Origin of the sequence: Clostridium sp. CF012 (genome assembly GCF_018861755.1) — a bacterium.
Classification (GTDB): Bacteria; Bacillota; Clostridia; order Clostridiales; family Clostridiaceae; genus Clostridium_AD.
Window position 1 is genome coordinate 59,752 of the sequence record NZ_JAHLEF010000012.1, and the last position, 13,021, is coordinate 72,772.

14 protein-coding genes are annotated in these 13,021 nt (G+C 32.8%); 4 read left to right on the forward strand and 10 right to left on the reverse strand.

Annotation, left to right across the window (positions count from 1 at the left end; all coding sequences use genetic code 11):
- Positions 1 to 4: 4 nt before the first annotated feature.
- Positions 5 to 604 carry a hypothetical protein gene (locus tag KPL50_RS12745; RefSeq protein ID WP_216298895.1) on the reverse strand — a complete coding sequence of 200 codons (600 nt, stop codon included), beginning with the start codon at positions 602 to 604 and terminating at the stop codon, positions 5 to 7.
- A gap of 65 nt (positions 605 to 669) precedes the next feature.
- Positions 670 to 1,599: a DUF2935 domain-containing protein gene (locus tag KPL50_RS12750; protein WP_216298897.1), complete on the reverse strand. Its 930-nt coding sequence runs from the start codon at positions 1,597 to 1,599 to the stop codon at positions 670 to 672.
- 179 nt (positions 1,600 to 1,778) lie between these two features.
- On the opposite strand from KPL50_RS12750, the gene KPL50_RS12755 reads away from it, so the two are divergent.
- Positions 1,779 to 2,255, forward strand: a complete 477-nt coding sequence (locus KPL50_RS12755) for a DsrE/DsrF/DrsH-like family protein (RefSeq protein ID WP_216298899.1) — start codon at positions 1,779 to 1,781, stop codon at positions 2,253 to 2,255.
- Positions 2,256 to 2,346: 91 nt separating this feature from the next.
- Here KPL50_RS12755 and KPL50_RS12760 read toward each other — a convergent pair whose 3' ends face one another.
- Positions 2,347 to 3,189, reverse strand: coding sequence for a DUF362 domain-containing protein (locus KPL50_RS12760; protein WP_216298901.1), 843 nt, complete (start codon positions 3,187 to 3,189; stop codon positions 2,347 to 2,349).
- Between the two features lie 184 nt (positions 3,190 to 3,373).
- On the opposite strand from KPL50_RS12760, the gene KPL50_RS12765 reads away from it, so the two are divergent.
- From KPL50_RS12765 to KPL50_RS12775, 3 genes are all read left to right on the forward strand, one after another.
- A complete protein-coding gene (locus tag KPL50_RS12765; protein ID WP_216298903.1) occupies positions 3,374 to 3,868 on the forward strand; it encodes a hypothetical protein in 495 nt (164 codons plus the stop codon).
- Between the two features lie 243 nt (positions 3,869 to 4,111).
- A complete protein-coding gene (locus KPL50_RS12770; RefSeq protein WP_216298904.1) occupies positions 4,112 to 4,627 on the forward strand; it encodes a hypothetical protein in 516 nt (171 codons plus the stop codon).
- 359 nt (positions 4,628 to 4,986) lie between these two features.
- The gene (locus KPL50_RS12775) at positions 4,987 to 5,565 is read left to right on the forward strand and encodes an HD domain-containing protein (RefSeq protein ID WP_216298905.1); all 579 of its coding nucleotides are present in this window, start codon (positions 4,987 to 4,989) and stop codon (positions 5,563 to 5,565) included.
- 61 nt (positions 5,566 to 5,626) lie between these two features.
- Here KPL50_RS12775 and KPL50_RS12780 read toward each other — a convergent pair whose 3' ends face one another.
- The 7 genes from KPL50_RS12780 to KPL50_RS12810 form a co-directional block, all read right to left on the reverse strand.
- Entirely contained in the window at positions 5,627 to 6,643 is a 1,017-nt protein-coding gene (locus KPL50_RS12780) for a phosphodiester glycosidase family protein (protein ID WP_216298906.1), read from the reverse strand.
- A gap of 224 nt (positions 6,644 to 6,867) precedes the next feature.
- Complete coding sequence (locus KPL50_RS12785) at positions 6,868 to 7,542, reverse strand: hypothetical protein (protein WP_216298907.1); 675 nt, start codon at positions 7,540 to 7,542, stop codon at positions 6,868 to 6,870.
- Positions 7,532 to 8,482: a flavodoxin family protein gene (locus KPL50_RS12790; RefSeq protein ID WP_216298909.1), complete on the reverse strand. Its 951-nt coding sequence runs from the start codon at positions 8,480 to 8,482 to the stop codon at positions 7,532 to 7,534. Before KPL50_RS12790 ends, KPL50_RS12785 begins: the two co-directional genes overlap by 11 nt.
- Positions 8,483 to 8,529: 47 nt before the next feature.
- Entirely contained in the window at positions 8,530 to 9,087 is a 558-nt protein-coding gene (locus tag KPL50_RS12795; protein WP_216298911.1) for a DUF1097 domain-containing protein, read from the reverse strand.
- A 20-nt stretch (positions 9,088 to 9,107) separates the two neighbouring features.
- Positions 9,108 to 11,108, reverse strand: a complete 2,001-nt coding sequence (locus KPL50_RS12800; protein ID WP_216298912.1) for an FAD-dependent oxidoreductase — start codon at positions 11,106 to 11,108, stop codon at positions 9,108 to 9,110.
- 88 nt (positions 11,109 to 11,196) lie between these two features.
- Positions 11,197 to 12,015: a DAPG hydrolase family protein gene (locus KPL50_RS12805; RefSeq protein ID WP_216298913.1), complete on the reverse strand. Its 819-nt coding sequence runs from the start codon at positions 12,013 to 12,015 to the stop codon at positions 11,197 to 11,199.
- Between the two features lie 244 nt (positions 12,016 to 12,259).
- Positions 12,260 to 13,015: a LysR family substrate-binding domain-containing protein gene (locus KPL50_RS12810; RefSeq protein ID WP_216298915.1), complete on the reverse strand. Its 756-nt coding sequence runs from the start codon at positions 13,013 to 13,015 to the stop codon at positions 12,260 to 12,262.
- Between the last annotated feature and the right edge of the window lie 6 nt (positions 13,016 to 13,021).

A 13,021-nucleotide genomic window follows, 5' to 3' on the forward strand; every position in this document is an offset into this window, starting at 1 on the left:
GTTATTACCACCAATATCCTCCATTGTGTCTTCTTCCAAGCAATTCGCTAATAAGCAATATTTTGATTAAATCCTGACTTCCATGTCTTCTATTGAAGCGTCGTCTTTGTCTCGTATACTCATCATCATCAGCGAGATTATCATCTTCTTCGTAATCCCTATAATATTTTTCATGCTTTTCACATATTTCTTTTGAAATATGATCCAGTTCATCCTTACTAGGGCAATACATTGTGCCATACATGGACGTCATCATATCACAATGATGCTTTACCATTGGATATATCCTGATATAAATTTTAGGATATAACATTTTTAGATCTCCATCCTCATCCTCAATCATAGGCATATGCGTCATTGGCATACATTGTTCAAGATTATCACTGCCTTTATTACGATAGTTCTGGTCATAATTTTTAGGCTTTTGCACATCCCACATCATAGGGTTAAATGACATCATTTGATAATTTCGAGGTGAATATGCTGCTTGTTGAGCATAATAAGGCCTGTTTTTATAAAATTCTTCGTAATCATCATCATGATTTTGGTAACTGTCAGTATTGTTTTTTTCATTATAATCTTCAGAATTACTTCTATAATACATATATATCCTCCATATGTTTTATTACATTATTATCATATGCTAATGATGTGAGGTTGTTCTTTTAGTTATACACTTTTTGCAAATATCTTCAATAATCGTAAATAGTGATTTGCTTCACGTAGGGTATGATCGGCTAACAATGGTATTATTATGGATTTAATTTTACATTCTAGCAGTCCTTGCGTACCCTGCGCCTTAAACTTACTTATTTCCACAGTCGCCTTAAGGCTATCCTCCGTGACTTTTGAAATTGGAATTGTTTTATCCATCGCCTCTTTTGATTCTCTTGTCAACTTATCAAACTCATTTCCGAAGTTATTTGCTGTAGTAATAAGTTCATTTTCTGTTGGGTCAAGAAGACCACGAATAAATTTTGAGTGTTCAGCCATAATTCTATTCCAAAATGTTTCTTGCTCAAAAGCATCTCTCTCCAAGTTGATTTCCTCACGACTTTGCAGCCTTTGAAGTAGCTGAAAATAAAATTTTGCTTCTCTCAAAATATGGTCTATAAGTAAAGGGTAATTATTTGTGAATATTCTACAAGTTATAACCTCCGATAAAACCATAGTCTTAAACTGTGCTAAAGCTTTAATCAATCCCATCGCTCTCTGATTAAGCATAGATACTCTTTGTCCAAGCATATTATTACTAATTACTAATTCATCGTTACCCATTAATCCAGCTTCTGATTTCGTCAAATTGATTGGGATATTCACTCCTGTAAAATATGCTGTAGCCATCTCAGCTTTTAATGTAAAAGGTGTAATTACTTCACCAGACTGTAATACACTAGTGCTAACAACACCATTTGAAAGTGATATAGCTTCTGCTAAAAGTCTGTCAAACTCTATTCTGAAATTATCAGCCTGTTGGATATAGTTCGAGTCCTTTTGTGTAAAACCTATTTCCAAGAAAAATGAGTGTTCCTTCATAATCCTAGCAAAGAAAAGATGCAATTCCAGGGATTGTCGTATGAATTCAGTATTAGATAGCATAGCAAAATCTCCTTAAATAAAATTTATATCACTATCATTGTATTAATGAGATAAATAAAATGTTCCTCTTTAATATAAATGTTTTTATTTACATATATAAGTTCTTCCTTTTTAAAATAAGAATAAATATGAATAACATATAAATATAAGCACATACTAAATAAAAATGAGGTGCTATAATGGATAAAAAACTAAGCCTTATAATGTTTAGTGGAGAGTATGACAAAGCTTTAGCTGGATTAATACTGGCAAATTCAGCTAAAGAATTAGGAATGGAAGTATCTATGTTTTTTGCCTTCTGGGGTCTACTTATATTGAGAGACCCCAATATAAATATAAAGGAAGGTAAATCTTCACTGGAGAAGCTTATGGGAACAATGGCTCCAAAAGGTCCAGAAGATTTGCCACTTTCCAACATGAATTTCAGTGGTTTAGGAAAAAAAATGCTTGAAGCAATGATGAAGGAAGATGGTACACCGACCCTTTCAAAATTCCTAGAGGGGGCTGTAAAAAAAGGTGTTAAGTTCTATGGCTGTAAGCTCTCAATGGAAGTTATGGGCTTTAAAAAGGAAGAACTCATTCCTGGACTAGAGGTAATTGAAGCTACAGATTATCTTAAGGACGCACTTCAATCAGATATACAATTATTTATATAAGTAAATAATTGGTATGATTATTTTTACCGTATTATTTAGTGCAAGTAATACGGTATTTCTATAGATTTCACGCAATGTGTAGAAATGTATTTTATTTTAAATTGTGTTTTTTTGGTATTCCACCTTCACAAGGTACCCCTATCTGACATTTTCCACAACCATATCTAGGCTTATATCTTTCAGCAGTATTATCCAAAAATTTAGAACATATATTGTGATTTTTACCTTCTTCTATGGATATTGCATTAACTGGACATCTTTTTACACAGGCACCACACATTGAACAATATTCATAGATGTCTTTGTACTCTCTTTTGTCAGGTGATAAATATAGTTCTGTTATAATACTACCAAATCTTCCAGCTACACCTTTTGACGTTATGAGACCTTTAGAAAGTCCAAATGTTCCAAGTCCACATACAAAGGCCGCATGTCTTTCAGACCAATTGCTTGTATAGGATACTTCAGAATGTGCGCAGGCAGCATTTAACGAAGTTTGTGCCCAGAACCTTTCATCAAAGGCAGGCACCAGACTATTATTTCCAGCCTTTATTAATTCTGACGTCAGATATTTACATAACTTATTGATAAAAGCTTGACCCTCAATACGTCCATGCAACCATTCTTCAGAAGGCCATGATTTTTCACTTTCGTTTCCCCTTTTAACTGCTTGGCTAAAGGGTAGAAAAAAGGAGATAACAGTTTTTGACTCCGTTAACCATTCTTTAGGGAGCATAAAGTGTTCCCCAATTGCATAAGGTTCTTTGAATAATGTAAAATACTCATCCCCTGAAGATGAAAATCCGAAAATCGGTGCTTCAAAAATCTTCATTCCCACAACATTCTCAGAAATAGCAATTTCATTTGTTATGTAATTACCTTCTGAGTTTTCTACAAAGTCTGATGCTATTTTAATTAGATTGTGTTTATTCATTATATACCAGCCTTCCTTTATATTATCAAATTTAATTTTAAGTTTTCTTATGATATAAATATAACACATAATTATTTCTACAAGTATGGAAACAATATTTTTACCTCACCTCTTAACAAAGTTCAGCATATACTTTAGTAAACGATAACTTGTAATATACTATATTTTGAGGAGATTTTATATTATGGATGATGAAATACTATTTAAAAATATATGTAGCCTTAGCAATAGTGAAATTGCTAAAAGATATACATTTCTAGGTGAGGGTATATGTAGAGAGGTATACTCTATTAATAAGGATTATGTAGTTAAGGTGGCAAAAATTGATGATGGCAGTTATCAAAACAAAGTAGAAAACTATGTTTATACCCATGCTACCAAGGATTTGATTAAATACCTATGCCCAATAGTATGGTTTGAACCCGATAGAATCATAATGAGAAGAGCAATTCCACTTTCTAGTTTAATTAAAGACAAATATATAGATCTTAAAACAATCCGTCCAGAAAAAGAATCTTACTCTGATTTAAATAAATTAACAAATAATTTTATACTTCTTGCTGATGATATCATTTCTACAAGCTCTTGGGGAATATACAATAATAAAAATGTATTGATTGATTATGGTTGCACTACGTATCTAGGTGATGTACTTTATTCACTTTTTTATAATTGGTAAAATATTTAAAAACACTCACAATTAAATGAGTGTTTTTAAATTATATGTTAAACTTAACTAAATTTGATAGCATTATTAACTAGGACTTAACTCCATTAAACTCATTGATTTCAACACATCATGGGATAGGACGCTAAGCGCTTATGTTAAATTTAATTAAAGTAAAATAAATTTTCTTGTAAAAAAAGGAATTTGGTAATATTTGGAGAATACTTCCTATAGATAATATAGGAGGCGAATACAATGATTTATGATGCATTAAAAATTTCTAAACATTTAAACATAAGTAAAGTAACTGTTTATGCTAAAATGAAGTTACCTGAAATAAAAGCTTTTTTAATATTCCATAATGGTAAAACATGTGTAGATGAGGAAGGCTTAGAAGCAATTAAACAATGTCTAAAATATAATCAATCTGCAGAAGAAGAAGTGGCCGCTACAGATATAACCCATTTAAAAGAAGATATGATTGATATCCTTAAAAATAATATTGAATTTCTTAAAGAACAATTAAATGTAAAGGACGGACAGCTCTACGATATTAATAAATTATTAGAAAATACTCAGATACTTTTTAGACAAGATCAAGAAAAAAATAAAGCCATATTATCCTTACCTGAGACGATTAAAGAACATGATATCCAATTGGTTAATAATTTAACTCAAACCCTTGAAAGACAAAAAATCAAGGCAGCAGCAGAAGAAGAATTGCATAGGAAAAAGGGAATCTTCCAAAGATTATTTGATAAACAAAGATGAGTACTCATGGAGTGCTCATTCTTTTTATTTCCAGTTTACTTAAGCCAATTTTTCCATAAAAACTGATATTTTTTAATATTTAACAAATTCTACATAGTTTATTCATTATATTGTCACATTTCTATGTTATTATTTAAATATAAATTGATTAATCATTAAAGCGAAGTCCCCCTTTACTTTAATATAGATAGCTGTGAATAATATTCATGGCTTTTTCGTTGCATAAATTTCAACTGTACTATCCTTTAATAAAATAAACATAAAGAACAATAATACACTTATATTTGACTTAAATTTCATATTGCACTATAATTTATAAAAAATAATAAAATTAACTAGAGGAAAGAAGGTTTTTGTTTATGGAAAAAATATCTCCTAAAAGAGAACAGGCTTTTGAGTTATTAAAAAAGTACAATAAGAGTGATAGTCTAATTAAACATGGTTTATCCGTTGAAGGAGTTATGAGGCATTTTGCTAAACTAAACAATGAAGATGTAGATAAATGGGGCATAGTTGGCCTTCTTCATGATGTGGATTATGAAATGTATCCTGAAGAACACTGTTTTAAAGCAAGGGATATATTAGAGGCTGAGGGCTATCCTGAAGAGTACATACATGCTGTGCAGAGTCATGGCTTTGGACTATGCATAGATGTAGAACCAACACATAAAATGGAAAATATACTGTATACTATTGATGAACTTACTGGGCTTATTACTGCAACTGCGCTCATGAGACCAAGTAAGAGCGTGCTTGATTTAGAAGTAAAGTCAGTTAATAAGAAATTCAAGCAGAAAGGGTTTGCAGCAGGTGTCAATAGAGAGGTTATTCTTTCTGGAGCAGAAAGAATGGGAATGGATATTACTGACATCCTTAGCGAAACCATAAAAGGTATGCAGAGTGTTGCAGGTGAAATCGGATTAAAAGGGGAATTATAAAATACCTTAAATAAAAAGTATGCTAACTTAATTTAGCATACTTTTTATTTAAGGTGCCGTATTATCTTCTTTTAACATATATAATTGAAGGTACAGCTCTTTCTCCCAGGCTGTCGCAAGGATTGTTTATAACCTCATTATTATAAAACAAGGTAGAAGAAGAGCCTCCATCTAAATTAGTAGCATTATAAGCACCATAATTAAACAATATATCTTGAGCCTCTTTTAAAGTAGCCCCTAAGCTACTTATCTGCCTACCATCAATAACTAATAATATTATTGTTCCGTCGTACCTTTGCCCAATACATGTTCTAGGCGCTATGCCCCATCCCCCATCACCTCTGTTTATAGCCTTCTTTCCATTAACTATAATGGCTGGACCAAAAGATACCGCTTCAGTTACTCCAACTTTTTTCATTTCATTAATGGTATATTTGCCAACTAATAGCTTTCCTGCTTTCGTTAATGCTACAACTTCTTTTTTCTCATCCTCACCTTTTATATTATTAAAAATAATTTTTCCTCCAGACATTATAATTCCTTCTGGATTTGCTCCAGTTCCGGCCCAAAGTGATCCAGAAACTTCATCTGTAAAACCACCGCCATTAATTGCGGCTATTGCGTTATTATCTCTTGCAATTTTGCTAGTAAGTTCGCCTTCCATACCAAGCTTACTGCTATAACCTACCTTTATTCTAGTTGGGTCATTAATTACTAATATATAACCCTTAAATCTTTTTCCAGTTACTTCATATCTTTCAATACTATTGTCATTTTTATTTTCTACTTTTACACCATCATCTTTCCCTTCTAAGTTATCTTGAACTATAGATTCCACCTTTTGCTCACTCATAATTTGTTTTATTTTCGCATCGGATAAAAATGATGTTACTAGCCATTGTAATGTAAGGGTAGTCATGGCCGCACCAACTACTGTAGTCTTTAGCTTTTTAAAGGGACCATAGTAAACCAAAAATGGACCTGAAATTGCTATAAAAATAAGTTCAAACAATATAAATAATAAAATAAGTTTACTTGTATTTTTTTTGCCTTTTGCATTTTTTTTTACTTTTGTCATGTCTCCCATCCTTTTTCTTTGACTAAGATCACATGTATCAATCACTTCATATTTAATTATAAACAATATTAGTATAAATTTCAAATATTTTGAATAAATATGTTTTAATTTATTAGAATTTCTATAAAAACGAAAACCTTTACATAGTTGATTGCTTTTATTTATTCTTATAGGTACTAAAAGCATAAAAAAATAGGGACTTAAGTCCCTATTTTTTTTAAAATTTATACTTGTAAAATTTGAGATTTTTCACTGCCTTTTTTTGAAACTGCTACTAAAATACCTAACAATATAGATAAAAAAGCAGAAGCAAGCACTCTGTATTGTAATGGTAACATGAATACAATTGTATGGCATGGTATCCAAATAACTGTACATGTTTTAAGCCAAGAAAAACTAACAATTGTATACCAATCAACTCTATTTACTAAATCTTTAACAGTTACCTTCCCACCCTTTTTTTCATACTTTAAATCAATAAATAAATCACCAAACTTGTGATAAATATACATCATAGGACCGAAAGTCAAATTCATAATTGCACTTCCGAAAAATGCTTGTGCCAATTTTGAATCTTCTAAGGGTAATCTTCCAGTAGATTGTGCAACTGCTGTACCACCAGTAAAAACTGTAAACACAAGGGTAATCATCATTCCTAATATTCCCCAAACAATAGCTTTAAAAATAAAACCTTTAGGCATAATCCAATGACCATTTAAAATCCTTACTCCAAGTAAGTCTCCCATAGTTGCCAATATAAAAAACTTAAAGAATCCCCCCATATATGGATGAGCATCTGTTGTCTCTATAAATACTGTACGCGTAGTTGGTATTGCTAAAATCAGTATCCAAAGTAATAATATAGCTCCCCACAAAAAATCTCCCTTTTTACTTTTCATTCTTTATTTCTATTGTAGCTGGTTTATAATCTACATATTTTTTACGTTTATCACTGATTACTTCTAAATTTGTAAAATATTTTTTCATAGTGTCCTGTATTTCAAAGAAATGATCTCTTGCACCACTTCCATCTAGCATGGATTTGCTGTAGCCATCATCTTGCACTACAAACTTCCACTTTCCACTCTCGTCCTTTTCTAAATCTCCACCACAATGGCAAATAGGACATTCTATTGTAAACTCTTCTCCATTCCAATGAGGCTGACCTAAAGATAAAACATTAGAATGACATACTGGACACCAGCCTAAATTTTCATCGCCAAAGAATTTAGCATTATCATAATCCTTAATTCCCTTAACCACATTTTCTGCTAGCTTAACTGCTCTGTCTATATACTCTTCATCTAGAAGGACTTGTCCTGGTCTCGGTGCACGATTTACCATCATTTGATCTACTACTTTAATGTCTTGAGCTAGCATGGTTATATTAATACTCTCAAGAGTAAGTGACATCCAGCTTCTAGTAGATCCTCCATTACCAATGATTGCTCCCACTATATGTTTAAAATAATCAGGATTTCCTACTTGTTTGTGGAAGTTTGGTTCATATGCTAAATGACGATCTGTAAACACTCTATATATTCCTGCTGGCATAAAGGAATATGATGGTACAACTACTATTACTCCATCTGCAGATAACCATTCCTTCATAATAGAATCCATATCATCACTATTTTTATATACACATTCTGGAGCTTCTCCCTTTTGCGTAAACTTTATTGTACAAGATTCACATCCTGAACAAGGCTTTATATTGTAATCATGTAGGTTAATCATCTTAACCTCAGCACCTAATTCCTCAGCCCTCATTAATGCCGCCTTGGCTAAAATTTCACCATTTCCATTTTTTCTACCTGCTGTAACTGCTAGAATTTTCATTTTATTTCCTCCGTATTTTTGTTTTTATACTCTATAAACTAATTCTGTTATCTCTCTTTTCCTTCAAAAACTGCTGTAGTATCTTCTTTACCAAATATTAAGCTGCAAACTAAGAATCCTCCTCCTGCCAGTACCACTGAAAGTAAAATTCCATATAAGATGAATCCAACTAAATGAACCGGAGTTATTACTGGTGCATTTTCAGGTTTTATTAAAAATGTGAAGAACGTTGAAGCTAGTCCCATAAATAATGCTGGTATATTTCCAAATATGCTCTTTTGTAAAAAGTTTTCATGAACCGTTAATATTGCGAATATAACTATTATAGGTGCAGCAATATTCACTACTTCCGCTGATAAAAAGCCACCTAATACACCACTTAAAATTCCATTAACAAGAGCCCAAGCTACTCCACATAAATAGCAAACTATCATAGATGGAATAACTTTAAACTCTGCTCCAAAAGCGAAAAATAATAACAAAGGCATAAATAGCATCCAAATGTAACCACCATAACCAAGCATACTCATAGGTTGCATCATTAGTGTTAGTGCAATTGCACCATACAATGCTTGAACCAATTTAACTTTTCTATTTATAGACATAATAAATTGCCCCCTTTTTTTTAAATTTCTACTGCTGTATCAAACCCTGCATGAACTGCTGAATATACGTTACCAACTTGTTTACAATCCCCAATTATATACACTTCAGTTTCCGGTATTAAATGTCTAAGCGCAGTAACAACATCCTTTCGCGGTCTCATTCCTAATGCTAATACAACTGTATCTGCTTCAAATTCTTTCCACTGGAATTTAGAATTAATTGTTTTAATTCCCTTTTCAGTAATTTCTTCGAGTTTTGTATTTGTTACTACTTTAACGCGATTTTTCATAAGTAAAGACTGTAAGGAGAATCTATTAATCAAGGAAGAACCATTTAAAAGAGCTTCAGGTCCCATCATTTCGAGTAGTGTAACATCCTTTCCTTCCATTGCAAGTGCTACAGCAGACTCTGCTCCTGTTAATCCGCCACCAACAACAATGACCTTTTGTCCTACTTCTACTCTTCCGCAATCTACATCTCCAGCCCAATGCACGTGACTCATTTGTACTCCCGTAACATTTGGTATGAATGGCGTTGCACCTACTGCAATAATTAATGCATCTGTCTTGTTTTCTTTTAGAGTTTCTGCTGTTACTTCAGTGTTTAACTGAATTTTAGCTCCACATTTTAAAGTTTGCGCAACAATCCATTCTAAGTAGTTCTTTAAATCTTTTTTAAATTCAAGATCTGTTGCATGATTTAATGTACCACCTAGTTTACTATCTTTTTCATAAAGAGTTACATCATGACCCCTTTCTACTGCTGTAAGTGCTGCTTGCATTCCTGCTGGTCCACCACCAATTATTGCAACTTTCTTCAGAGTTTCAGCCTTTTTAACTATTCCACCAAGATATTCTGTTTCCCGCCCATTCATTGGATTAACTGCGCAACGTGTCTTTTTAAAGAAGGCAGAGCGTCCACAACAAGTGTTACAACGTACACATGGACGTACATCTTCTACTTTTCCAAGAGCACTTTTTCTCATGAATTCTGGATCAGCAACAAATGGTCTTGCCATTGCAACAAAGTCCACTATTCCTCTTGAAAGTATTTCCTCTGCATTTTCTAAAGTCATAACAGATCCTACTGCTGTTACATATAAATCATCTCCAACTGCTTTTTTAATTTCTTCAGCATAATGTATATTTGGCATATATGGTACATAAAGTGGTTGAATCATATATTGAATTGTAAATGGATTTGGAAGCATACCAACTGAAACGTGAAGTATATCAATTTTATCTTTTATCATTTTTACAAACTGGATAACTTCATCAATTTTCATTTCGCCTTCAACTAATTCATCTGCACTGATTCTATATTCAAGAATAAAATCTTCGCCAACTTTTTTACGCACTGCCTCTAATAATTCAACACAAAAACGCGTTCTATTTTCAAAGCTTCCACCATATCTATCAACACGCTTGTTCACATATGGTGATAAGAACTGTCCTGGAAGCATACCATGTGCTCCATGAATCATTACCATTTTAAAGCCACTGTCCTTACATCTAAGCGCTGCAGATGCATAATCTTGAATAGTTTTATTAATTAGTGGAATACTCATTTCTTCAACTTCTGATGGTGTTTTTCCTTGAAGTTTTGAAAAGAATTCATCAATCTCTGCTGGCTTCGGAGTTGAACTTACTGGTTTTAATCCTTTAGTTGCTAAGTTCATAGAGTTTGCAAAACGACCACCATGGTTTAATTCAACAGAAATTAGTGCACCATATCTTTGAACCTCATCTGCTAAATCATCTAATCCCATCTTAACGTTATCATCACCTAAATTAAGTTGTCCTTCATGATCCATAGCATGTTCCCAGTTTATAGCAGAGTCACCCACTGTAACAATTGCTGCACCACCTTTAGCAAATGGTCTGTAGAACTCAATTAGTTCTTTTGTTACCCATCCTTCTGGTGTTGCCATACAGGGAACCATTGGTGCTACTTCAATTCTATTTTTAAATTCTACACCCTTTATTGTTATTGGTGAAAAAGCATGTTTGTAATTACTCATTGTTTTCATCCTCTCCTTAAATTCAATTATTAATAGTTTTAAATGGCATTCATTTTTTGCTTATTATTTACTTTCTGCAAAAACTGACTTAGCCTATTTTACCTTCCATTTCCTTATATAAACTTGGCAAGATTGCAGCTAAATTGCTATACTCTTCCACATTATGAAATGCAAGTCCCATAGGAGCCTGTATAGGAATTTGCATTCCTTCTGGAAGTAACTTGCAGGGCTTTTTATCAATCATGTGATAGCCCATCCAAAATCTAGAACGGGACTCTACTCCCCCTGGTATTTCTCTAAAATAATGAAGCATTATGGCAGGAGCTTTAGGTCCACCTTTTCTAGAGCTGGAAACTCCATTACCTGCAACTACTGTACTTGATTTTGAATTTAATTCAACCATATCAAAACCCAGTTCTTCAGCCTTTAAAAATGAAATTTGAATATCTTCTGGTCCATTTCCAGTATCTTCTATTACATAATGGGTACGACCTTGATATTTTTCTAGCATAGGAGTAGCTGGGTCAAGTATTTTTGCTCGATCTCCCTCGCTAATATCTATGCCATAATGTCCTTTTCGAAACCATAGCATATAACGTAAGTCTTCAAGACTATGCCATGCAAACCACCAATTAATCATTTCTAATGTTACTCCTGGAAATTTGTTATTCACAGCAACATAACCTGTACCATTTGGAAGCACACAATAGCCTGTCTCCACCTCGCCATATCCCTCTTTCAGCAATTCGTTTACATTTTCTGGCATTAAGGCTTTGCTTGGATCCATTGAGCCCTTGTGGAGAACTTGCATTAATTCTGAATTTGGATTCACAATTGGTTGATTAAAATACTTTACATAGCTTTTTTGCTTTTCTAGTGTAGTTAATTCTGTTCTAAGCTCTTTCATCCTAAATCTTCCCCTTATAAAATTATTTTTATATTTTAGATTTAAGCTATAGTCCACTATAATTTATAGACTTACTTTGTTTATATTTTATCAATATTCAAATCAATGTTGAAATACCCATTTGGAATTAGTCTTATGCTTTTAAGCTATTAAATACTAAACGGAAATGTTAACCTATCATTTCATTAATGCTAACGTCAAAAAATCCTCTAGGAAGATATCTCCCTAGAGGACTCTAATTTTTCTATAATTCTATTTCGTCCAAAACGCAATTTGTAAATAGTGGAATACCAGGATTCATATTTTCCTTCTTCCAGGCCATAATAACATTTACAAAATCATCCTCCACCTTGAAAACCTTCAGATTATCCACATTTGATATTCTAACTTTAGAATCAAATAAAGCCACACCTATGCCCATCTCCACGCAAAGCAGCACAGATTCTACATTTGGCAATTGTTTCACTATTTTTGGAGTAAATCCATTTTTTCTACAAATGCTTATTATAGCGTCGAAACCATTGGGTGATTCATCTCTTGAGATGATAACAAAAGCTTCCTCTTTCAGATCTTTAATGGTTACATTCTCTTGCATAGCCAATGGGTTGGATGCTTCCATTACAATATAGGAGTTCCCCTTATGTACAGTATTGTAAAGAATTCCAAGAGAATCATCGCTTTCAAAGGAAAGAGTAAAGATGATATCTAGTACTTCATTCACAAGTTTTTCTCTTAGTGACTTAAAAGTATGTCTTTCGAAAACCAGATTTACACTTTCATACTTTTCTTTAAATCTTTTTATAATCAAAGGTAAAAAACCACTGATATTCATAGTCTCCAAACAACCTATACTTATAGTGCTGTTTTCCCCTAAATCAGGTTGCCTTGCTTTTTCTATGGCACTTTCAATATGTTCAATTACTCCACCTAGTTCTTTAAGAAGAACTACTCCTGCAGGTGTCAACCGAACATCCCTTTTTGTTCTTAAAAAAAGTTGCACTCCTAT